The 22,336-nt window shown below is 62.2% G+C and carries 17 protein-coding genes; 2 read left to right on the top strand and 15 right to left on the bottom strand.

From position 1 onward, the window contains the following. Positions 1-69: 69 nt before the first annotated feature. From PMI31_RS20345 to PMI31_RS20310, 8 genes are all read right to left on the bottom strand, one after another. Positions 70-411: a potassium channel family protein gene (locus tag PMI31_RS20345; protein WP_008020233.1), complete on the bottom strand. Its 342-nt coding sequence runs from the start codon at positions 409-411 to the stop codon at positions 70-72. A 322-nt stretch (positions 412-733) separates the two neighbouring features. Beyond that, entirely contained in the window at positions 734-2,377 is a 1,644-nt protein-coding gene (locus tag PMI31_RS20340) for a fatty acid--CoA ligase (protein WP_008020232.1), read from the bottom strand. Positions 2,378-2,401: 24 nt separating this feature from the next. Further along, entirely contained in the window at positions 2,402-4,180 is a 1,779-nt protein-coding gene (locus tag PMI31_RS20335) for an acyl-CoA dehydrogenase C-terminal domain-containing protein (protein WP_008020231.1), read from the bottom strand. 6 nt (positions 4,181-4,186) lie between these two features. Next, a complete protein-coding gene (locus PMI31_RS20330; RefSeq protein ID WP_008020229.1) occupies positions 4,187-6,706 on the bottom strand; it encodes an efflux RND transporter permease subunit in 2,520 nt (839 codons plus the stop codon). 16 nt (positions 6,707-6,722) lie between these two features. After that, positions 6,723-7,814, bottom strand: a complete 1,092-nt coding sequence (locus tag PMI31_RS20325; protein WP_008020228.1) for a WD40/YVTN/BNR-like repeat-containing protein — start codon at positions 7,812-7,814, stop codon at positions 6,723-6,725. Positions 7,815-8,008: 194 nt separating this feature from the next. After that, positions 8,009-9,367, bottom strand: a complete 1,359-nt coding sequence (locus PMI31_RS20320; RefSeq protein ID WP_008020226.1) for a DUF1329 domain-containing protein — start codon at positions 9,365-9,367, stop codon at positions 8,009-8,011. 41 nt (positions 9,368-9,408) lie between these two features. After that, the gene (locus PMI31_RS20315) at positions 9,409-11,412 is read right to left on the bottom strand and encodes a DUF1302 domain-containing protein (RefSeq protein ID WP_008020223.1); all 2,004 of its coding nucleotides are present in this window, start codon (positions 11,410-11,412) and stop codon (positions 9,409-9,411) included. Between the two features lie 124 nt (positions 11,413-11,536). After that, the gene (locus tag PMI31_RS20310; protein WP_008020220.1) at positions 11,537-12,103 is read right to left on the bottom strand and encodes an RBBP9/YdeN family alpha/beta hydrolase; all 567 of its coding nucleotides are present in this window, start codon (positions 12,101-12,103) and stop codon (positions 11,537-11,539) included. Positions 12,104-12,459: 356 nt separating this feature from the next. Between PMI31_RS20310 and PMI31_RS20305 the strand changes: the two genes are divergently transcribed. Continuing rightward, positions 12,460-13,494, top strand: a complete 1,035-nt coding sequence (locus PMI31_RS20305; RefSeq protein WP_008020218.1) for an AraC family transcriptional regulator — start codon at positions 12,460-12,462, stop codon at positions 13,492-13,494. A 139-nt stretch (positions 13,495-13,633) separates the two neighbouring features. Here the strand turns inward: PMI31_RS20305 and PMI31_RS20300 are convergent, their stop codons facing one another. From PMI31_RS20300 to PMI31_RS20270, 7 genes are all read right to left on the bottom strand, one after another. Next, a complete protein-coding gene (locus PMI31_RS20300; RefSeq protein ID WP_008020215.1) occupies positions 13,634-14,644 on the bottom strand; it encodes a YeiH family protein in 1,011 nt (336 codons plus the stop codon). Next, positions 14,641-14,967: a Rieske (2Fe-2S) protein gene (locus tag PMI31_RS20295; RefSeq protein ID WP_008020213.1), complete on the bottom strand. Its 327-nt coding sequence runs from the start codon at positions 14,965-14,967 to the stop codon at positions 14,641-14,643. The genes PMI31_RS20300 and PMI31_RS20295 overlap by 4 nt, the downstream gene beginning before the upstream one ends. Continuing rightward, positions 14,964-15,626: a DsbA family oxidoreductase gene (locus PMI31_RS20290; RefSeq protein ID WP_008020212.1), complete on the bottom strand. Its 663-nt coding sequence runs from the start codon at positions 15,624-15,626 to the stop codon at positions 14,964-14,966. The genes PMI31_RS20295 and PMI31_RS20290 overlap by 4 nt, the downstream gene beginning before the upstream one ends. Next, positions 15,623-16,954: an MFS transporter gene (locus PMI31_RS20285; RefSeq protein WP_008020211.1), complete on the bottom strand. Its 1,332-nt coding sequence runs from the start codon at positions 16,952-16,954 to the stop codon at positions 15,623-15,625. The genes PMI31_RS20290 and PMI31_RS20285 overlap by 4 nt, the downstream gene beginning before the upstream one ends. Positions 16,955-17,045: 91 nt before the next feature. Beyond that, a complete protein-coding gene (locus tag PMI31_RS20280) occupies positions 17,046-18,098 on the bottom strand; it encodes a 3-keto-5-aminohexanoate cleavage protein (RefSeq protein WP_008020210.1) in 1,053 nt (350 codons plus the stop codon). An 87-nt stretch (positions 18,099-18,185) separates the two neighbouring features. Next, positions 18,186-19,034 carry a TauD/TfdA dioxygenase family protein gene (locus PMI31_RS20275; protein ID WP_008020209.1) on the bottom strand — a complete coding sequence of 283 codons (849 nt, stop codon included), beginning with the start codon at positions 19,032-19,034 and terminating at the stop codon, positions 18,186-18,188. Positions 19,035-19,047: 13 nt separating this feature from the next. Continuing rightward, positions 19,048-20,028 carry a quinone oxidoreductase family protein gene (locus PMI31_RS20270; protein WP_008020208.1) on the bottom strand — a complete coding sequence of 327 codons (981 nt, stop codon included), beginning with the start codon at positions 20,026-20,028 and terminating at the stop codon, positions 19,048-19,050. 255 nt (positions 20,029-20,283) lie between these two features. On the opposite strand from PMI31_RS20270, the gene PMI31_RS20265 reads away from it, so the two are divergent. Next, positions 20,284-22,206 carry an alkaline phosphatase D family protein gene (locus tag PMI31_RS20265; RefSeq protein ID WP_008020207.1) on the top strand — a complete coding sequence of 641 codons (1,923 nt, stop codon included), beginning with the start codon at positions 20,284-20,286 and terminating at the stop codon, positions 22,204-22,206. Positions 22,207-22,336 lie beyond the last annotated feature (130 nt).

The following is a 22,336-nucleotide window of genomic DNA, read 5'->3' as shown; positions in this document are numbered from 1 at the left end:
ACTCAAGAACACCGCGCTTATCCTGGATTTGCGCGTTATCGTTGACGACCATCGCGAGCAAGCTCGCTCCTACACGTCTTTGCGTGACGCGGTAACGGTCACTTCAATCGCCCGGACACTGATCGCCGCGAATGTCGCGGTCAGCAGTACGCCGTTGAAGCCCAGCAGCACTGCCAGCACTCGCGAGGCGCCGAGTTTGGGCACGAGTTCGCCGTAGCCGATGGTCAGGCCCGTCACGAAGGCGAAGTAGACACCGTCATCCGGGCTCCACCCTTCCAGATGGGCGATGATCAGGCCGAACACTACGATCACCAGCAGCAGTATCGAGAAGATCGGCCACACCACTTTGAAATAGAACCAGACCGCTTTGTAGAACTCTTTGCGGACGTTTGCTGCTCGGGTGAAGTTCATGTCGTGGGCTTCCTGGGGTTTGCCTGACCGGCAATTGGATGCACGGCGATTCAATACCCCGTTCAGCTTGGCACAAGCGCTGAAAACTGCGACCAACGGGGCGATAGCGCTGGCGGTGCAGGACTATGACAAAGACGACACCACCCGGACTATCCACAAACCGCCAACACCGATGCAATGCTGTTGGACTCCCTGTAGGAGCGAGCTCGCTCGCGATGGCCGTCAACGATAACGCGTGTTAACTGGTTAAACGCGGTGCCCTTGAGTCCATCGCGAGCGAGCTCGCTCCTACAGTGTTCGTGTCAGTTCAGGTCAGTTCGTGTCAGTTCGCTTCAGTTTCCCGAATCAGTTTCTTGTTGATCTTGCCGACGCTGGTCTTGGGGATTTCGGCGACGAACTTGAACTGCTTGGGGATCGCCCATTTGTTGATGCGGCCACCGTCGACGTAGGCTTGCAGGTGCGCCTCCAGGATCTTGCGATCCAGGTATTGCCCCGGCTCGCTGACGACCATGGCCATGGGCCGTTCGCCCCATTGTTCATCGACAATACCCACCACCGCGACGGACATGACGCCCGGGTGTTCGCTGATCAGGCTTTCCAGTTCCAGGGAGCTGATCCACTCGCCACCGGTCTTGATCACGTCCTTGATCCGATCCTTGATTTCCACGCCGCCCTGCTTGTCGATCGAGGCCATGTCGCCGGTGTGCAGCCAGCCGTTGTGCCACAGCTCCGCACCTTTGTCCGGGGCTTTCAGGTAGCCCTGGGTCAGCCACGGCGCGCGCACAACGATCTCACCCAGGGACTCGCCGTCGTGGGCCACGTCATTGCCGTCGGCGTCGATGATTTTCAGGTCGACCATCGGCACCGGCGTGCCGGTCTTGATGCGGATTGGCAGTTGGGCTTCGGCGGATAGCTGCAGGTCTTCGTCGCGCAGGTAAGTCAGGCACAGCAACGGGCAGGTTTCGGACATCCCGTAGCCGGCGTGCACCACCATGCCTTTGGCGCTGGCTTCGCTGGCGATGCCGAGGGTCAGCGCGCTGCCGCCGAGGAGCATTTTCCAGCCGTCGAAACGGGTCCCCTTGCCTTCCTCACAGTTGAGGATCATCTGCAGGATGGTCGGCACGCAGTGGGAGAACGTCACCTTCTCTTCGCGGTAGAGCCGCACCAGGCTGTTGGGTTCGTAGCGGCCCGGATACACCTGCTTGATGCCCATCAGGGTCGCGACATACGGCACGCCCCACGCATGCACGTGGAACATCGGCGTGATGGGCATGTACACATCGTCGGAACGCAGCAGAGGCTGGCCCTGATAGACGCCCAGGGTGCCGACGGCGTTCAGGGTGTGCAGGACCAGTTGCCGATGGCTGAAGTACACGCCTTTCGGGTCGCCAGTGGTGCCGGTGGTGTAGAACAGCGTGGCGACCGAGTTCTCGTCGAAGTCGGGGAAGTCATACTGGTCCGGCGCCAGGGACAGCAGGTGCTCGTATTCGCCCAGCACCGGCAGCGTGGTGCTCGGCGCCGTGTCGTCCGTGAGCTGGAGGAAGCCCTTGACGGTGGTGAGCCGGTCCTGAATCTGCTCGACCAGGGGCAGGAAGTCATCGTGCACCAGCACCAGGTCATCCTCGGCGTGGTTCATGGTGAACAGCACCTGCTCTGGCGACAGGCGAATGTTCACCGTGTGCAGCACCGCGCCGATCATCGGCACCGCGAAGAAGCATTCCAGGTAACGGTGGCTGTCCCAGTCGAGCAGGGCCACCGTGTCACCGGCCTTGACCCCGGCCGCCGTCAGCGCATTGGCCAGTCGGCGGATGCGCTGGTTGAGTGTCTGGTAGCTGTAGCGCAGCTTGTCGGCGTAGACGATTTCCCGGCCCGGCTCGTAGCGCACGCCGGACAGCAGCAATTGCTTGATCAGCAACGGATAGGCATAGGCGCCGTCGGCGGGTGGGATTATTTTTGTCGCCATCATGATTAAGGTTCCTTGTCCTTACGATCAGAACTGATCGGCCTGCAACTCATAGAGGCAGTCGCTGCCGGCCTTGGCCGATGCGCTCAATGAGTGGATACGCGGCAGCAACCGGGCAAAGTAGAAGCGCGCGGTGGCCAGTTTGCTGGTATGGAAATCATCCTCGACGTCCGAACTCATGACGGCCTTGGCCATGCGCGCCCACATGTAGGCATACGCGGTGTAGCCAAACACGTGCAGGTACTCGACCGAGGCCGCGCCGATTTCATTCGGGTTGTTCTGGGCCCGGTCCAGCAGCCACGCGGTCAGCTCGTCGAGGGTATCCACGGCGGCATTCAACGGTTTGGTGAACTCGGCGAGGTCAGCGCAGGCATTGGCGGTAAAGTTGCGGATCTCCGAAGCGAACAGGCGATAGAGCGCCCCGCCGCTGCCGACAATCTTGCGCCCGGCCAGGTCCAGGGACTGGATGCCGTTGGTGCCTTCGTAGATCTGGGTGATGCGCACGTCGCGCACCAGTTGCTCCTGGCCCCATTCGCGGATGTAACCGTGACCGCCGAAGATCTGCTGGCCGTGGATGGTGGTTTCCAGGCCCATGTCGGTGAGGAAGGCCTTCGCCACCGGGGTCAGCAGCGATACCAGATCCTGCGCGCGCTGGCGTGTCGGTGCGTCTTCGCTGTACTTGGCGATGTCCAGTTGCAGGGCCACGTAGCTGGAGAACGCACGGCCACCTTCGTTCAAGGCTTTCATGGTCAACAGCATGCGGCGCACGTCCGGATGCACGATGATCGGGTCGGCGGCCTTGTCCTTGCATTGCGCACCGGTCGGCGCACGGCTTTGCAGACGGTCGCGGGCGTAGGCGACGGCGTTCTGGTACGAACGCTCACCCTGCGCCAGACCCTGGATGCTCACGCCCAGTCGCTCGTAGTTCATCATGGTGAACATCGCCGCCAGGCCTTTGTTCGGTGCGTCGACGATCCAGCCCGTGGCGCCATCGAAGTTCATCACGCAGGTGGCCGAGGCCTTGATGCCCATCTTGTGTTCGATGGAACCGCAGGACAGCGCATTGTTTTCACCCAGCGAACCGTCGGCATTGACCAGCACCTTGGGCACCAGGAACAGCGAGATGCCTTTGGGTCCCGCCGGTGCATCCGGCAGGCGCGCCAGTACCAGATGGATGATGTTCTCGGTCAGGTCGTGGTCGCCACCGGTGATGAAAATCTTGCTGCCGGTGACCTTGTAGCTACCGTCGGCCTGTGGCTCGGCGCGGGTGCGAATCAGGCCCAGGTCGGTGCCGGCATGGGCTTCGGTCAGGCACATCGAACCGGTCCAGGTGCCAGCGTACATGTTCGGCAGATAGCGTTGCTTGAGTTCTTCGCTGGCGTGAGCCTTGATCGACAGGCACGCGCCGGCGGTCAGCATCGGGTACAGGCCGAACGACAGGCTGGCCGAGTTGACCATCTCTTCGACCTGCGCGGAAATGGCCTTGGGCATGCCCATGCCACCGTACTGCGGATCACCGCCAACCCCGACCCAGCCGCCCTCGGCGAAGGCTTGATAGGCCTGGGCAAAACCGTCCGGGGCAGTGACCGAGCCATTGCTCCAGGTGCAGCCCTGCTCGTCGGTGGCGCGGTTCAAGGGCGCGATCACTTCGCCGCTGATCTTGCCGGCCTCTTCGAGGATGGCGGCGGCGGTTTCTTCATCGATCACATCGGCCAGGCCAGGCAAACTGGCCCAGAGCCGGGACACCTGGAAAACCTCGTTGAGTACGAAGCGCATGTCGCGCAGGGGAGCTTTGTAATCAGACATCTTGGTTTACTCGGAAGTGGTCACGGCAAGAGGCATGCCGGGACGTTCAGTGGATTCAGGGTTTTCGACGGCCGCCACGGAACCGGGCTGGGGTGCCCGTTCGCGCAACAGAAACCAGGACAGGGCCGGAATCAGGATCAGCGCGCCGAGCATGTTCCACAGGAACATGAAGGTCAGCAGGATGCCCATGTCGGCCTGGAACTTGATCGGCGACCAGACCCAGCACACCACGCCGGCCGCGAGGGTGATGCCCACCAGCCCGACCACCCGGCCGGTGAAGGACACGGCGTTGCGGTAGGCCTGGGACAGCGGCAGGCCCTGGCGCTGGAAGTGCAGTTGCACGCTGAGCAGATACAAGGCGTAGTCCACGCCGATGCCCACGCCAAGGGCGATCACCGGCAGGGTCGCGACTTTCACGCCAATGCCCATGGCCACCATCAAGGCTTCGCAGAGGATCGAGGTCAGCACCAGCGGCAACAGCGCCACCAGCGTGGCACGCCAGCTGCGGAAGGTGATCAGGCAGAACAGCGTCACCGCCGCGTACACGTACAGCAGCATGGTGTGGTTGGCTTCGCGCACGACGATGTTGGTCGCCGCCTCGATCCCGGCACTGCCGGCGGCGAGCAGGAACTGGCGATCGTCGCTGCTGTTTTCCCTGGCGAACTTGTCGGCAATCGCCACCACTGCATCGAGGGTTTCGGCCTTGTGATCCTTGAGGAACGCGATCACCGGCATTAGCGAGCACTCGGTGTTGAACAGTTCCGGCGAGTTCACCGAGGCTTGCTGCGCGGCGTAGTTCAGCACATCCTGGTTACGCTGGATGCTGTTGAGCTTGGGGTTGCCTTCGTAGGTGCCGGCGGTGATCTGCCGCACCGCGTTGACCAGCGAAGCCGTGGCCTGCACGCCTGGGTACTGTTGCAGCTCCCACGCCAGGCGGTCGGCGAGCACCAGGGTCTTGTAGTTCAGGCAGCCTTCCGGCGCCGTCTTGATCATCACCGCGAACAGGTCGCTGGACAGCGCGTAATGCTGGGTGATGTAGGCGTTGTCGCGGTTGTAGCGCGAGTCGGCGCGCAGCTCCGGCGCACCGCTTTCCAGGTCGCCGATCTTCAGGTTCAGGCTGACCATGTAACCGCCGACGCCCATCAACACCGCGACCAGAACCGCACCCGTGGCCCACTTGGCGGTGGTGAAGCGGTCGAGCAGATCCCAGAGTTTGCCGAAGCCCTTGTGGTGCTCGGCGCGAGTGTCGATTTTCAGCGCACGCTCGGCGGCCTTGGCGCCGACGCCGACATAGGACAGCGCCACCGGCATCAGCAACAGCGAGGTGAAGATCAGCACCGCGACGCCGATGCTGGCGGTGATCGCCAGATCCTGGATCACCGGGATATCGATCAGCATCAGCACCGCAAAGCCCACGGCATCGGCCAGCAACGCGGTGACGCCGGCAATGAACAGACGGCGGAAGGTGTAGCGTGCGGCGATCAGCTTGTGGGTGCCACGAGCGATGTCCTGCATGATGCCGTTCATCTTTTGCGCCGCGTGGGATACGCCGATGGCGAAGATCAGGAACGGCACCAGCACCGAGTACGGATCGATGGCGTAACCGAGCCAGGCGACGATGCCCAGTTGCCAGATCACCGCGATCAGCGAGCAGCCGACCACCAGCAGGGTACTGCGCACGCAACGGGTGTAGGCGTAAATGATCACCAGCGAAGTGATGACCGCCAGACCGAAGAACATCATCACCTGAATCAGGCCGTCGATCAGGTCGCCCATCAATTTGGCGAAGCCGATCACCCGCACCTTGTACTGACCGCTGCCTTCTACCCCGGATTTACGCGCAGCGCTGTCGCCCGCATATTCGATCTTGTCGCGCAATTGCTCTTCGAGCATCTGCGAGAACGCGTGGTAATTGATGCGCTGTCCGCCGGCGGCAGCTTTGTCCAGCAGCGGCACGATCAGCATGGTCGACTTGAAATCGCTGGCCACCAGGCTGCCGACAATGCCGGCGCGGGAGATGTTCTGACGCAATTGTTCGATTTGTTCAGGTTGCCCGGAATAGGTATCGGGCATCACCGGGCCACCCTGGAATCCGTCCTCGGTGACTTCGGTCCAGCGCACCGCCGGGCTCCACAGCGACTTCATCCAGGCGCGGTCGACACCTTCGGTGAGGAATAGCTGATCGTTGACCTGCTTGAGCACGTCGAGGTATTCGGGATCGAAAATATCGCCCTTCGTGTTCTCGACCACCACCCTCACCGAGTTACCCAAGCCGCGCAGGGAGGCGCGGTTTTCCAGGAAGTTCTGGATGTACGGCTGGCTCTGCGGAATCATTTTTTCGAAGCTGGGGCGCAGCTCCAGGCGAGTCACGGCCATAAAGCCCAGCACCACGGTGACCAGCGCCATCAGTAGCATGAACAGCGGGCGATAGTTGAACACCAGCCGTTCCAGCAGGTTGCCGGAGCGACGATCGAAATCACGCACATCGCGGATCACCGGCATGGCGTCTTGTTTGATATTGCCCATGTCTGGGTTCTCGCTCTTAGGGTTCGAGGGCTGGGTCGGCGGACAGCGTCCGGGTACCACGGCTGCCGGCCAGCACCAAGGCGCCATCGGCGGACTGGGTGGCGCCGGCGACCGGTGTCGGTGCCGGCCGCTGCACCAGATGCAACTGCGCGCCCGTCCCCTGGCTGACCAGCATCTGCCCGCCCTGGGTGAACAAGCGATAATTGCCACGGGCATCGATCAGGCCCGCGGTGATGCTGACGTGCAGGCCAGTGTCCAGTGCGGTCCAGCTCTGGCCGCCGTCGGTGCTGCGCAGCACGTTGCCGCGCAGGCCGTAGACCAGCACTTCGCCAGGCTTGCCGAGCACGCCGAAGAAGCTGCCTTGATAAGGCGTCGGCACGGCGACGAAGCGTTGGTTGTTGTCATCCCATTTGAGCAACAGGCCTTGCTCGCCGGCGATGTACAAACCGTCACCGGTGGAGGCGATGGCGTTGAGGTGAAAGCCCTGCGGGTTGTCGGTGCGATCCTGGAACGGGGTCCAGGTCTGGCCGCCGTCTTCGGTGCGCAAGATCAGGTTGAACACACCGACCACATATCCCAGCTTTTCGTTGGCGAACCAGACGTCGAGCAACGGTTTGTCCGCGCCCTGCTCGGCCAGCCTCTGGCCTTCGGCGACCAGCAGCGGCCATTGCTCATTGCCCGGTTCGGCGCTGGCCAGCGCCGTGTAATGCTTGACCAGCAAGGAACCAATCTGGCGACCGTCGAGCTGCTTTTGCCAGGTCGCACCGGCGTCGCTGCTGTGCAGCACCACACCGTCATTACCCACCGCCCAGCCCTGGGTGGTGGTCGGAAAATTCACCGCGGTCAGATCGGCGCTGACCGGTACGGCGGCCTGCTGCCAATGGTTTCCCGAATCATCGGAAAACAGAATATGGCCACGCTGGCCGACGGCGATCACGCGCCCACCGGCGCGGGCCATGCCGGACAACGGGCTGTTGATCGCCAAGGCGCTGACCCTGGCGGGCAGGTCCAGCACGTCGACGTATTCGGCTGCGTGGGTGACGCTCTGCGACAGGCAAAGCACAACGCCGAACGCCAGCTGCAACATATTATTTTTATACGAACACATACTGCGTCCTCTTCGGAAAACCACGCCGGGACACACATCGGTGTACCTGACGTTCAAACCTTGCGCCGAGCCGGTCATGCCGTTGTAGGAGCGAGCCTGCTCGCGATGGACGTTAACGATTACGCGTACTTTCTGGATGCCCGCGTCGCCCTCTGGTCCATCGCGAGCTAGCTCGCTCCTACAGCGCGGTTGGCTTAGCGAATGCCGCTGCCGGCCAGGGATTCCGACGACCACTGCGCCTTGGAGAGCGGCTCGATGTACTTGATGCCGCCATACGGGCCGACTACGCCGTTGATGTTGTACGAACCACCGACCAGGTCGTAGATCATGAAGGGCGTCGAATCCGGCACCTGCTTGTCGTAGCTCTGGCTCAGGAAGGCGAAGGAGCCGCGATAGAGCTCGCCACGGGCGTCATATTGATCCGAGGCCAGAGCGGTCCAGCTGTCTTCATCAAGGTAGAAGCGGCGCTTGGCGTAGATGTGACGGGCACCGGCCTTGAGGTTGCCTTCGACGACCCAGACGCGGTGTTTTTCCCAACGCACGAAGTCCGGTGCCAGGTGGTTAGCGGTGGTCAGCGACTTCGGATCCTGAACATAGGTCAGCTTGTAGGTGTTGTAGGGCACGATCATTTCCTGCTTGCCCACCAGCTTCCAGTCGTAGCGGTCCAGCGCACCGTTGAACACGAACACGTCATCGTAGGTGCCCGCGCCCGCGGTGCCAGGGTTAGGCGTGTCGTACGCCAGGTTCGGCGCCAGTTTCACCCGACGCTGGCCCGGCAGGTATTGCCAGGCGCGACGTGGCTGCTGCAACGGGTTGGCGGCGTCCTTGAGCATCACCGCTTCGCCGGCCCGGCGCGCAGGGCCGGTGTACGCCAGCTTCATCTGGTAGTACACGTCGGCGCTGCTGATCGGCTGCGCGAGGTTTTCGTAGATCGGATAGGAAATGAACGCCTGCCCGGTGGTGGCCAGGCTCGGCACACCGGCAGAGTCGACGTTCCACGAGTCGTACTTGGAGTTGATGCTCACGCCCTGGTAACGCAGCAGGAAGTTCCACATCGCTTCGTTGCCCGATTGTGGAATCGGGAACGGCACGCCCGGCAGGACGTTGTCGATGGCCAGGCCACCTTCCAGGGACTTGGCGCCGCTGGCGTTCTTCACGCCGTTATCCAGAATGGCCTGGGGCAGCGAAACGGTACGGTGGGTCGGGTACACGTCGACATGGAAGGTCGGGAAGCGCTTGGCCAGTTCAACGGTGGTGGCAGTGAGCTGGCTCTTGTACTGATCGACGTTCTTGCCGTCGATCACCAGCAACGGTTTCTCGCTGGCAAACGGATCCGGGCGCATGCTGTCACCGGATTTGAAACTGGCCGGCGGTGTGGTCAGGCCACCGTTGTAGGCAGGGATGGAACCATCAGCGTTGCCGGCTTTTTCAGCGCCCACCAGGGTCAGGCTGGTGCCCAGTTTGGCAGCTTCCTGGGTTGAAACAGCGGCCTGTGCCTGGGCGGCAAGGACCATGGCCAGCGAAACGGCCAACACGGTTTGTGCGAATTTCATCTTGTTATTCTCCTGCTTGCGTTGAGCAAATCAGTGGTGCATCAAAAGGTTGTTTTCATCGTCAGGTACACGGCGCCACGGTCCTCGGTCGTGGCACCACCTCCGGAGAAGGACGAGTAGCCTCCGGCGAAACAGGCATAGTTTTCGTTGCCGCTGAAGGCGTTCGGAGTAGAGCCGTCACCGCCGTTCGGGCCGGTACTCACACCGCTGACGTTGCACTTTTCGGTTTTGCCGAAGGAGTCCACGTACTTCAGGTCGACAAAGTATTTGTTGTACACAACGGCACCGACGCCCACGGCATAGTTGCCGGTGTCCTTGGCGCCGCCACCGGAGACCGGCGACACACCGGCGATACCCACGTTGACCGACATCGGCGCGTTGAGGTCGACACCGGGGAACACCTGGTACCAGGTCGGTGTGAAGTTGACCGCGATGCCCCAGTTGTCCCGGGTCGGCGCGTCGACGCCGCGATAGCTGTCCTTGCCTTTGTAGAGCGCCTCGTTCTTGCTATCGAGCTTGAGCAGGTTGCTGTAGTACAGCTCGGCAAGCACAGTTGCCTGATCGAACACCGGGGTTTTCGGCAGGGTCATCAGGCCGTTGAGCGTCCAGTGCAAGGTGTCGCCGGTGGCGCTCATGCTGTCGCCACGGTGCGGGGTGTCGTAGATCACGCCCGTGGCATCCGTACGCGCCGGCAACAGGCCGAGGCCCTTGCCCAGGCCCAGAGGGCTGGTGCTGCTGACGATCGCCGGAATGCTGGCCAGCGGCATGTTGTGACGGATGTTCAGGTCCGAACCGACGCTGATCCCGCCCACGTCCTTGGACAGGCTCAGGCCAAAGATCTTGATGTTGTCGGCATAGGCCAGTTGATAGGTGGCGGTGTCCAGCGAGTTGAGGGTGTTGACCACCGCCGGCACTTGCCCTGCCGGCCGGGTGCCGTTGGGGTTGGCCGAGGTAATGCCCCTGGCATCCAGCCAGGCTTGCGGCAGGATTTCCGAAGTCTCGCGGTAGTAGACGCCGAGGGTGCCATCCAGCCAGGCCGGCGACCACTTGGCCATGATGCCCCAGTCGCCGCTGCTGCCCGGTGTCAGGTCATGCCCGCGACGTACGTTGGTCAGCGCGTTGCACGGCGCCAGGCCACAACCCAGCGGGCTGCCAGGCACCACGGCGTTGGTGTTGCCGAGCAGGAACGACTGCGCACCGTAGCCGATCAGATCGGAACCACCGTAGTAAGTACCGGCTTCGGGCAGACGCGCGGCGTCCCAATCGAGGAAGTACTGGGCACCCACGGTCAATTCCGGATTGACCGTGAACGTCATCGACAACTGGTTGCGCGGGACGAACAGCTCCTTGGCTTCGGTGCCCGGCGACGCGGCAAGCTTGGCCAGGTCGAGGCCGGACTGGCCGTAGCTGACCGAGTGCACCGGGTTGAGAATGGTCTCGCCCCAGAACACGTTGTGCTGGCCGGCCTTGGCGCTGAACATCGACTCCTCGCCCACTTCGGTGCTGTAGAACACGAAGGCATCGAGGATTTCGCCCGACGGACCGCTGTAGTAGCGCTGGGCATAGTTGCTCAGGTGCGGGCTGCCATTGCCGACGTTGTCATGGGTGACCGCCGCCAGGCGCGGGTCGTTGGCGATCAGGCCCGATGTCGACCCATTGCCGTTGACGAACGGGTTGGAGTTGGAGCCGGTGTTGTCATAGGCCTTGTCGTACCAGCTGGCGGCGCTGACGCGAAAGCCCATGGCGTTCTTGTAGACCACATCCATTTCGGTCAACAGGTCGATACGGTTGGTGATGTTGGTACCGGCCTTGCGGAAGTTGTAGTCGCCGTCGTTGTTGTTCGGCGTTCCCAACATGCGTTTGTCGGCGCTTTCGGTGCGCACGCCGTAGTTGTACTTGACGGTGTTATCCAGGCGCGCAGTCCAGTCCGGGTTGCCCAGATCGATCTCGACCCCATGGGCAGCAGGCGCAATGACGGCCAGAATGGCCGAAGCCAGCAAGGTGTAGCGTGCAGCGGTGAAGCCGTGACTCTTATTGTTGTGCATTGCGTTGTCTCCGCCTTTTTGTATTTGTTTTAAGCGCAGCCGCCCTCGCGCAATCCTCTATGGGTTTGCGTTTAAGGAATGAGGGCAAATGCCGGTTGGCGTACTGCCAGTCCAGCTCCTTGTACTAGCGGTCCAGCTCCAGAATGAGTGCCTCGGCTTGCTGCCAATGGCCAAATCCTGCGGCCGGATTGAGATGGCCGACATCGCCCAGATTGAGCAATTCGGCGCCCCAGCCTTCTGCCATGCGGGTGACCGCAGCAAGGCTGGCGAGGTGATCGTTGGTGCTGCCGGCCACGATGCTGCGAAATGGCAGCGGGCCTTGGGGCAGAGGGTTCCAGCCCTGGCTACTCAGGGTTTCGGAAGAGGGATAGTTTGCCGGCCAGACCGCATCGAGGTCCGGTGGCGCGGCCAGCAAGGCGCCCTTGATCGGACGGCTGAAATGCTCTGCCCAGTGCGCGACCATCAGCACGCCGGCGCTGTGGGCCACTAGAATCACCGGCCCGTCGATCTGTTCGAGTTCGTGTTGAATCGCCCGGACACGGGCCATGCAGTCGAGCTTGTCGGTCTCCAGCGGCGGGACACTGCGCACCTTGCTCAATCTGGCTTGCAGCAACGTTTGCCAATGTTCGGCCACGTGCTCGCGCAGACCCGGAACGATCAGAACGGTGGCGGCAGTTTGCAGTTTGTCCACGGTTAACACCTTCGCTTTCTCGATAACTCGACTGGCTGTTTTCGCCAGGGGCTTTTTGTAGGGTCGACATTAAAGAGCGACCACCCGAAGCGCTTTACATTGGACGTCAGGCACTTTTCTTTTGATGACAGATTGTCGGACAGCAGGACAGTGCGACCGCTGGTCGAAAAGTGCCGCAGGTTGGCGCAGGGTCACTGTAATCAACGGGTGAGGGACGATTGCGTCAGCCAACGCAGAGAGTGCGTGACCGGCCGGCATGAAAATCACCAACGACATGACAACTGTTCAACTGTTGATACGCTGGATATAGTCGCCACGCTCACGCCAATTGCCATCGGCCCAGGGAAGACCTTCGCATGCCCAAGCTTGTCCGCGCCGCCGTCATGACCAACTACCTGGAGGTCACCCAGTACCTGGGTTTCAACCCGCGAGATGTCATGGCAGGCGTCGGCCTGAGCAGGGCCCAATTGCAAGCGCCTGAAACCCGCATCCCCATCGATGCCGCGGTGCGCCTGCTGGAAGATTCCGCCGCCGCCAGCGGTTGCCAGACCTTCGGCCTGAGCATGGCCGAGTCGCGCCAGCTCTCGGACTTCGGCGTGGTCAGCCTGCTGCTCAGCCACCAGCGCACCCTGCGCGATGCCTTGCAGGTGGTGGTCAATTACCGGCACCTGATGAACGATTCGCTGGCCATCTTCATTGAAGAGGCCGGCAAGATGGTGATCATTCGCGAAGAGGTGGTCACCGAAACGCCGATGCCCAGCCGTCAGGCCACGGAGCTGGCCATCGGCGTGATGTTCCGCCTCTGCTCGGCCCTGCTCGGTTCACACTGGCACCCCTACAGCGTCAACTTCATGCACCAGCCACCGGAGAACCTGCACCTGCATCGCCGGCTGTTCGGCTGCAACCTGGAGTTCGGCAGCGAGTTCAACGGCATCGTCTGCCCCGACATCAGCCTCGACATGACCAACCCCAACGCCGACCCGGCCATGGCCCGTTACGCCCAGAGCTACCTCGATTCGTTGCAGAACCACGAAGGCGCCTCGATGCTGTTCGAGGTGCGCAAGGCCATCTACCTGCTACTGCCCATGGGCCGCGCCACTATCGAACAGGTCGCCCAGAGCCAGGGCATGAACGTGCGCACCCTGCAACGCCGCCTCAAGGACGACGGCTGCGCCTTCAACGACGTGATCAACGACGTGCGCCGCGACCTGGTGCTGCGTTACCTGGACAACCCGAACTACTCGCTAAGCCGCATCGCGGACATGCTCGGCTACTCGATGGCGAGCTCGTTTACCCGCTGGTTCATCAGCCAGTTCGGCATGCCGCCGGCGACGTGGCGGGCGCAAAGGCAATCCAGCGCAAAACCTGTCGCAGGCCCGAAAGAGCCCTGAGTCGACCTGGCAAAAAAAAACGGCGACTGCTGGTACAGTCGCCGCGAAGAACCGGTGTTTGTGACACCGGTCGAGAGCCTCACGGCATGAGGAGTCAATGCCGTGCAGCCCTGCCATAAAACCATGGGTGGTGACGCGCTCAGAGCCCCCAGCGCAGTAACAACAGCACCAGCACGACGAGGAACACCGTCTCCCCCACCATCAACAGAATCGGCTTGATCCCGACCGCCGCCAGCTCCTTGAGCCGGGTCTTCATACCCAGGGCACTGATGGAAATCACCAGGCACCAGCGCGACAGTTCGTTGACCGATCCTTGCACCGCAGGCGCCACCCATCCGGTGCTGTTGATGCAGGCCAGGATCAGAAAGCCGACGGCGAACCACGGCAACAGCGGCGGGCGCTTGCCGGTCGTGTCGGCGCCTTGCATGCGGGTGATCATCGCCGCGGTGACGATCACCGGCAGCAGCATGGCAACGCGCATCAGCTTGACCACCGTGGCCGTGTCGCCGGTCTCGGTCGACATGCTGTAGCCAGCGCCGACCACCTGGGCCACGTCATGGATCGTGGCGCCGAGGAACACACCCGCCACCTGCGGCGACAACTGCAGCCAGTTGGCGATCATCGGGTAGACGATCATCGCCAGCGTGGACAGCGCCGAGACGCCGATCACCGTGAACAATGTGGCGCGTTCTTTCTGCGGATGGTTCGGCAGCGCCGCCGCCAGGGCCAGTGCCGCCGAGGCGCCGCAGATGGCCGTCGCGCCACCGGTCAGCATGCCGAACAGACGCTGGAAACCCAGGGCCTTAGCCGCGACCACCGAGACACTGATGGTCACCACCACCAGGATCACCACAAGCGCTATCGGCTTCCAGCCCAGCGCCGCCATTTGCTCCAGGGTGATGCGCATGCCCAGCAGTGCCACGCCAATGCGCAGTACCGTGCGGGCGGTGAACTCGATACCGGCCTTGCACGGGCCGTCATCGGCGAGAAAGTTCAGGGCCATGCCCAGCAGCAAGGCGAACAGCATGACCGGCGCACCGTAGTGCTCGGACAAAAACGATGCGGCAGCGGCCACGATCAGGCTGACGATAAAACCCGGTGCCAGTTCGCGCGTGCGACTGTGGATACGGGTGAGAGCAATGGCGCTCATGGCGCGGCCTCCTCGGGAACGATGACGATGAACGCCTGGTCGTCGATGATCTCGACCGGGTAGCTCGTGACTTTTACGGCTTTGGAATTGAGCAGGTAGCCGCTGTGCAAATCGAAACGCAGGCCATGGGCGCAGCATTGAATCACCCGCCCCTCAAGACGCCCGCCACACAGCGACGCGCCCTGGTGCGGGCAACTGTCGTCGATGGCAAACAAATGCCCGTCGACGTTGAACAACGCCAGGCTTTTGTCTTCGAATTCGAACAGCGCCCGGCCACCGGCCTGCGGGTGTTTGCCGGCAGGTACGGGAATGCGCCGGGTCATGCCGGTTGCCGCTCGCGATCACTGTCCTTGAGGGCTTCGTTCATCGCCGCGAGCAGCGCCTGAGCAGGTTGCGCACCGATCACCGTCACGCGGCGGTCGAACTGAAAGCTCGGCACACCACTGGTTGCGTCGGGGGAACCTTCAAATGGCGTGGCGTCGCCCTTCAGGCAATCGAGCAACCCGTCCGTATCGACGCCACAGGAGCGGGCAATGGCGAGCAAGGTCTCGCGGCAACCGAGGTTTTCGCGTCTCAGGAAATACGCGGCGAACAGTCGTTCGAGCAACATTTCACGTTGAGCCGCATTGCCCAGCTCACTGGCACGCTCGAACAGACGATGAGCGTCAGCGGTGTTGGGCATGGTCTCGATGCAGCTGAGGTCGATGGTCAGTCCGACTGCCCTGGCAGCCTGCTGTACCTGGCTCTGGCGCATGGTCACGGCGTCAGCGTTGCCCAGACGCTTGCGATAGAAATCGGCGAAGGGCTCACCTTGTACCGGCAACTGCGGCAACAACTGCACGCCATGCCACACCGTGGTGATCTGCACATCCGGGTGGCGACTGCGAAACTGGACCTGCGCATGCTCCAGTTGGCGTTTGCCGATCAGGCACCAGGGGCAGATAAAATCGAAAAACACATCAATACGTAAACGACGACTCACAACTTCACCTCTAGCCCGGCTTCACTGACAGGGTCAGGCACGCGCTGACCCTGAAGGCGGGCAATATCTCTGTGGTAATGACACTTGGCATAAAAGAACACCGCTGCTGCCGCGAGGCTGACCAGTGGCACCAATTGAAACGCGGCATGCAGACCGATCAGGTCGGACACGCGGCCGGTGATGAACGGCCCCGGTGCCAGCCCCAGCATGTTGTTGGCCAGGGTCAGCGTGGCGAACGCCGTACCGTGCACCGAGTAATGGGTCAGGTTGGCAACCATCGCGCCGCACGGGCCGGTGGTGCCGGTGGCAATCAGCATGCCCAGGCAGATCAGCAGCAGTTGCACCGGCCCCGCCTGCAAGGCGAACGCCGCCGACAACAGCAGGCAACTGCCCAGGCAAAACCCGATGGCCAGGCTGACCTTGCGCTCCGGCGAGTGGCGACACAGGCGATCGCTGAGCATGCCGCACAGAATCATTCCCGTACCGCTGCACAACACGATGATCGCCGCCATGCCGCCAGCCTTGTCGGTGGGCATGTCGTAGTAGCGGTTGAGGTAGCTGGGAATCCACACCATCACCGTACCGCCAACGAACAACTGCAAGCCGCTGGCAACGTAGGTCGCTACCACCGAACGGCTGGACCACAGCGTGCGCAACGGCTGCTTGACCGCTGTCGTGGCCTTGTTCGCCACTTGAGCGGCACGCTGCGGAGCGATGCGTGCCTCCTTGACGATGAGCGGATAGAGCAGCGCCAGCACCAGGCCAAACAGCGACATGCCGGCGAACGACCAGCGCCAGCCCAGCTTGGCCGCGATGGCGCCGCCCAGGGCCATGCCCAACACCGAGCCGAACATCCCGCCGGCCATGAAGGCACTGGCCAGGGTGGCGCGCATGTGTTTGGGGAACACCGAAATCACCACGGCGATGCCCACACTGCCGTAGGCCGCTTCGCCGACGCCAACCATGAATCGTGCGATGAACATCTGCTGATAGTCCTGGGCCAGCGCGCAGCCCAGAGTCGCCAGACTCCAGAGCATTGCCATCAGCGCCAGGCTCTTGACCCGGCCGAAGCGGTCGGCCATCAACGACAGGGGGAATGTCAGCAGGCCCACCATCAGTGCGACGATGCCGCTGAGCAGTCCGAGCTGACCGTCGCTCAGTGCCCACTCGCTCTTGAGCAACGGGAACACCGCGTTCAGTACCTGACGCGACATGTAATCGGAAATCAACAGGCCGAACGTCAGTGCAAAGACGATCCAGGCGTATTGGCGCGCAACGCCGACACTACTCGTGTCGTCATCGCCGGCGGCGATTGGGTGAAAGGCCATGCAGCCTCCTCAAAGCTTCGTTTTATTTTTTTTATCAAGCGTGTTGCAGTTCGGTGCGCGGGAGGTCACGACCTCTCGCGCACCTGATCGGTCAGCCGCGTTGCGGCACGCCTTTCTGCCCGGCCTTGCGGTTGGGGGCCATGCCGTTGGCCAGCAGCGTTTCCTCAATGGTTTCGTACTGCACGCCGATGCGGTAGATCTCGCGAGCTTCCTTGCCGGTAGCGATTTCGCGCCCCAGTTCGTGGGCAATGCGCACGGTTTGCTGGATCTGCGCCACCGAGCCGAAGCGATCGCCCTTGTGATCAATGATAGTGTCTTCATTGCCCACCCGCGGGTGCATGCCCATGGCCATCGACATGGTGTTGAACGGCATCACGTTCTTGAGCAGCGATTCGGAGGTCAGGGTGCAACCGTCCGGCGCACGGTGGATGAAGTTGAAGAAGTTGAACGGGTTCGGGCCATCGAAACCGCCGCCGATGCCGATCCAGGTCAGGTTCAGCGGGCCCTTGTAGATGCCCTTGCGCACCAGGCGCTCGAGGGTTTCCATGGCATGCATGCCGGTCAGCTGGAAGTGTGGCTGGATGCCGTTGTCCATCAGGCGCTTGAGGTGCTCGGCGACCCAGGCGGGACCTGCTGGTACGGTCATTTCGCTGTAGGCAGCCTGGACCAGCGGGTTGGCCAGGGAGGTGCCTTCCAGGTATTCCGGATACAGCAGCTCCATGATGTTCATCTGGGTGGTGTTGATCGCCACGGTGACCTGATCCGGTTTCGGCGTCAGTTCGGCCAGCATGTGGCGGGTATCGTCAGACAGCCACTTGGCGGCTTCACCATCGCTTTCCGGGGCGAAGGAAATCGAACCACCGACCTGGATGATCATGTCCGGCACCGCTTCACGCACACCGGCGATCAGCTCATTGAACTTCGACAGACGCTTGGAACCCTTGCCGTCCAGTTCACGTACATGCAGGTGCAGTACGGTGGCGCCGGCTTCATAGCAATCGACCGCTTTCTGGACTTGCTCGTCCATGGTCAGCGGGATGTCTTCCGGGAAGTCTTCAGGCATCCATTCCGGGCCGTACGGGGCCACGGTGATGACTACCTTTTCCATGTTTTCCGGGTGCAGGGAATCGTCGAAGAATTGCATGGTCTACTCCAGTTCTTATGATTGTCCCGTCCACCCGGGGTCGTGCCGGGCAGACGTGTTAACGAGTGCTAATGCAGAAGGGGTGGATCAGTAGGTCTTGTCGCCGATGATCCCGGCACGCTCCATCTTGCGATGGCACGGCGGGTAATCCATGACGGCGTAATGCTGGGTACTGCGGTTGTCCCAGATGGCGATGCTGTTGGGCTTCCAGCGCCAGCGCACCTGATACTCGGGGATGTACGCCTGGCTGATCAGATAACGCAGCAATTCGCTGGCGCCGGGGTTGGCGTCCTGGCCGAAGCGCACCCGCTCAGGGGTGTGGTAGTTGCTGAGGTGGGTGGTGAAGGCGTTGACGAACAGCACCTTCTCGCCGGTTTCCGGGTGGGTGCGCACCACCGGGTGTTCGGCGTCCGGGTACATCGCCTTGAGCGCCAGGCGCTTTTCGATCGGCATCGCCGCACCGAAACTCGCTTCGATGCTGTGGCGGGCACGCAGGTCGGCGATCTTCACCTTCACGTCTTCCGGCAAACGCGCGTAAGCCTCGACCATGTTGGCCCACATGGTGTCGCCGCCGACCGGCGGGCATTCCACGCAGCGCAACACGCAACCCATTGGCGGCGCCTCGCGCCAGGTGGCGTCGGTGTGCCAGGCGTTTTCATAGCGGTCCATCGGCTGGTCCGGATTCTTGTAGATCCGCACCAGCCCCGGATGATCCGGATCGCTCCCGGCCACCGGGTGATCCTCCAGCTCACCGAAGCGCCGGGCGAAGGCCACGTGTTCGGCGCGGGTGATGTCCTGATCACGCAGGAACACCACGCGGTGCTTGAGCAACTGGGCACGAATCTCGGCAAACAGACCGTCGTCATGGACGGCGTCGGCCAGATTGACGCCGATCAGTTCGGCGCCGATGCTGCAGGTCAACTGTTCGACTTTCATGGCTGGCCGCTCCTTAAATGACGAAAATCGACGAGCCCGTGGTCTTGCGTGATTCAAGGTCGCGATGGGCCTGCACGGCGTCCTGCAAGGCGTAGTGCTGGTTGATCTCGATCTTGATCCGGCCGCTGCCGACGTGGTCGAACAGTTCGCCGGCCAGGGCGGCTTTCTCTGCCGGGTCGGCGATGTAGTCGGCCAGGGCCGGACGGGTCAGGAACAGCGAGCCTTTCATCGCCAGCATCACCGGATCGAAAGCCGGGATCGGCCCGGACGCGGTGCCAACGCAAACCATCAGGCCGCGGCGCTTGAGCGAGTTCAGGGAACCTTCGAAGGTGTTTTTGCCAACGCTGTCGAACACCACGTTGACGCCCACGCCATCGGTCAACTCGCGAACCCGCGCAGCGACGTCTTCATGGCTGTAGTTGATCACGTGGTCGCAGCCGTGAGCCTTGGCGATTTCACCCTTGAGGTCGGTCGACACGGTGCCGATGACGTTCAGGCCCAGCAATTTGGCCCACTGCGAAACGATCAGGCCGACACCACCGGCAGCGGCGTGCAGCAGGATGCTGTCGCCAGCCTTGAAGTCGTAGATGCGACGCATCAGGTAGGAGGACGTCAAACCGCGCATGGTCATCGCTGCAGCCGTCTCGAAGCTGATGGTTTCCGGCAGCTTGATCAGCGGCGCGGCCGGGATCAGGCGCTCGGTGCTGTAGGCGCCGAGAGTATTGAGAAAACCGGTGTAGGTGACGCGATCACCGACCTCGACGTTGGTGACCCCTTCACCAACGGCCTGGACGACGCCAGAGGCCTCGACGCCCATGCCGTTGGGCAGAGGAATCGCATAGGTACCGTTACGGAAATAGGTGTCGGCATAGTTCAGGCCGACTGCCACATGACGAAGCCGAACCTGGCCGGGACCGGGTTCGCCGACTTCGACGTCCTCATAACGTAGAACTTCGGGACCACCGGTTTCGTAAAAGCGTACGGCTTTGGCCATTTTTCTTATTCTCCAATCTGCAATATGGGCGTGTTGCATCGAATTGCGCTGATTGGACTGTAGGACGCGGCCTGTTGAGACGCTTCTCATCAGACGACAATGGCTTTTCATTTGATGACAGGCGCGGCAGCTCCCTCCTTGCTATCCGGAGGGCTTGTCCGTTTTGTTTTCGGTGGCGCCCAGTGTCGGTGGGTTGTCCGGTCGTCACCTGCGCTATCATCGCCCGCTTCGATGCCCCAAGAGCCTTGACCCCGGATGTTCGAAACACTGCCACTGCCCGACGATCACCAAGCCCTGCCGCCAGTCCTGGCCGGCCCGCTGTTGCGGCGTCTTGAGCCCACGCGGCTGGTGCTGTGGCTGGTGGGTTCCCGGGCGCTGGCGCTGACCTTGCGCTTGCAGGGCGTGGGCGATATCCGTCTCGATGCCGAGCAATGCACGGTGATTGCAGTGGGGGCTCATGCCTTCGTGCATTTGATCGATGTGCACCTGGATTGCGCCCTGCCCTGCGACGAAACGATCGACTATGACCTGCTGATCGATGGCGCGGAAAAAGGCATCGCCGACTGGGCGCCACACCTGCTGTATGGCGATGCCCGTTGCCCGAACTTCGTGCTGCGCGCACGGGTCGATCAGTTGCTGCACGGCTCTTGCCGCAAGCCTCATCACCCGGCGGCGGACGGCATGCTCTGCGTCGACCGGTTACTGGCGCAGCAACACGCCGCCAAGGACCGCCCGGCACTGCTGATGATGACGGGCGATCAGGTCTACGCCGACGATGTCGCGGGGCCGATGTTGCGGGCGATTCACGCCTTGATCGAGCGCCTGGGCCTGTACGGGGAACACCTCGAAGGCGCCGTGGTCAGCGACAGCGCCAGGCTCTACGAGCATCCGGCCAGTTACTACCACCGTGCGGACCTGCTGCCGGCACTGCAAGCCAATGAAACCCTGCGCGAACGATTTTTCGGTGGCGCACGCAAGCCGATTTTCACCAGCAGCAATGCCGACAACCATCTGGTGACCTTCGCCGAAGTCATGGCCATGTACCTGCTCGTCTGGTCGCCAACGCCCTGGACCCTGATCACACCCCAGCCGCCGACGCTGACGCCGGAACGACTCAAGCGCTATGCCCTTGAACAGACGCGCATCGATGCCTTCAAGGCAGGCCTGGGCAACGTCGCGCGGGCACTGGCGCATCTGCCGACGCTGATGATCTTCGACGACCACGACATCACCGACGACTGGAACCTTTCCGCGCAATGGGAAGAAACGGCCTACGGCCATCCGTTCTCCCGACGCATCATCGGCAACGCACTGCTGGCGTACATGTTGTGCCAGGGCTGGGGCAACCATCCGGATGCGTTCGGTGCCGTGCTGGAAAAGGCCGCTGCCTTGAGCGCCGGCACACACGAACGTCACCTCGACAGCAGGGTCCAGGATGATCTGATCGATGATCTGCTGAAGTTTCAGCACTGGCATTACGTGCTGCCGACCACTCCGGCCATGGTGGTGATCGACACCCGCACCCGGCGCTGGCGCAGCGAGATGAACCTCAAGCAGCCTTCCGGTCTGCTCGACTGGGAAGCCCTCAGCGAACTGCAACAGGACCTGCTGGACCACCCGAGCGCCATCATCGTTTCGCCGGCACCGATCTTCGGCGTGAAACTGATTGAAACCGTGCAGCGGGTATTCAGCTGGTGCGGTTATCCACTGCTGGTGGACGCGGAAAACTGGATGGCCCATCGCGGCGCAGCCCAGGTGATCCTGAACATTTTCCGCCACTCGCGCACGCCGGGTAACTACGTAGTGCTGTCGGGCGACGTGCACTACTCCTTCGTCTACGAAGTGCTGATCCGCCACCGCAAGGCCGGGCCGCGTATCTGGCAGATCACCAGCAGCGGCATCAAGAATGAATTCCCGGCCACCCTGCTCGAGTGGTTCGACCGCCTCAACCGCTGGCTGTACTCGCCCCGCTCACCGCTGAACTGGCTGACCAAACGTCGACGCATGCGCATCGTCCCGCATGTCCCGGAACACGCCGAAGCCGGTGAACGACTATGGAACTCGGCGGGGATCGGCCAGGTGTTTTTCAACGACCTGGGGCAGCCGCAGACGATCTACCAGCACAACTCGAACGGCTCACCGAAAACCCGGATGATTGCGCCGCAAGGCGACAATTGAGGTAGAGAAGACTCCGCGAAAAACTGTAGGAGCGAGCTTGCTCGCGAAAAACGCCAGGACACCGCGGGCATTCAGGCAGCCCGCGTTATCGTTGACGTCCATCGCGAGCAAGCTCGCTCCTACAGAAGAG

This window comes from Pseudomonas sp. GM55 (assembly GCF_000282395.1).
GTDB classification, from domain to species: domain Bacteria; phylum Pseudomonadota; class Gammaproteobacteria; order Pseudomonadales; family Pseudomonadaceae; genus Aquipseudomonas; species Aquipseudomonas fluorescens_CC.
The sequence above is the reverse complement of the archived record's forward strand: the minus strand, read 5'-3'. Positions and strand labels throughout refer to the sequence as shown.

Excerpts from the sequence above, each read along its gene's own strand:
- PMI31_RS20335 (WP_008020231.1), bottom strand. The coding sequence starts at position 4,180 with ATGTCTGATTACAAAGCTCCCCTGCGCGACATGCGCTTCGTACTCAAC.
- PMI31_RS20295 (WP_008020213.1), bottom strand. The coding sequence starts at position 14,967 with ATGACCCGGCGCATTCCCGTACCTGCCGGCAAACACCCGCAGGCCGGT.
- PMI31_RS20320 (WP_008020226.1), bottom strand. The coding sequence starts at position 9,367 with ATGAAATTCGCACAAACCGTGTTGGCCGTTTCGCTGGCCATGGTCCTT.
- PMI31_RS20315 (WP_008020223.1), bottom strand. The coding sequence starts at position 11,412 with ATGCACAACAATAAGAGTCACGGCTTCACCGCTGCACGCTACACCTTG.
- PMI31_RS20305 (WP_008020218.1), top strand. The coding sequence starts at position 12,460 with ATGCCCAAGCTTGTCCGCGCCGCCGTCATGACCAACTACCTGGAGGTC.
- PMI31_RS20300 (WP_008020215.1), bottom strand. The coding sequence starts at position 14,644 with ATGAGCGCCATTGCTCTCACCCGTATCCACAGTCGCACGCGCGAACTG.
- PMI31_RS20280 (WP_008020210.1), bottom strand. The coding sequence starts at position 18,098 with ATGCAATTCTTCGACGATTCCCTGCACCCGGAAAACATGGAAAAGGTA.
- PMI31_RS20270 (WP_008020208.1), bottom strand. The coding sequence starts at position 20,028 with ATGGCCAAAGCCGTACGCTTTTACGAAACCGGTGGTCCCGAAGTTCTA.
- PMI31_RS20340 (WP_008020232.1), bottom strand. The coding sequence starts at position 2,377 with ATGATGGCGACAAAAATAATCCCACCCGCCGACGGCGCCTATGCCTAT.
- PMI31_RS20265 (WP_008020207.1), top strand. The coding sequence starts at position 20,284 with ATGTTCGAAACACTGCCACTGCCCGACGATCACCAAGCCCTGCCGCCA.
- PMI31_RS20345 (WP_008020233.1), bottom strand. The coding sequence starts at position 411 with ATGAACTTCACCCGAGCAGCAAACGTCCGCAAAGAGTTCTACAAAGCG.
- PMI31_RS20330 (WP_008020229.1), bottom strand. The coding sequence starts at position 6,706 with ATGGGCAATATCAAACAAGACGCCATGCCGGTGATCCGCGATGTGCGT.
- PMI31_RS20325 (WP_008020228.1), bottom strand. The coding sequence starts at position 7,814 with ATGTGTTCGTATAAAAATAATATGTTGCAGCTGGCGTTCGGCGTTGTG.
- PMI31_RS20285 (WP_008020211.1), bottom strand. The coding sequence starts at position 16,954 with ATGGCCTTTCACCCAATCGCCGCCGGCGATGACGACACGAGTAGTGTC.
- PMI31_RS20275 (WP_008020209.1), bottom strand. The coding sequence starts at position 19,034 with ATGAAAGTCGAACAGTTGACCTGCAGCATCGGCGCCGAACTGATCGGC.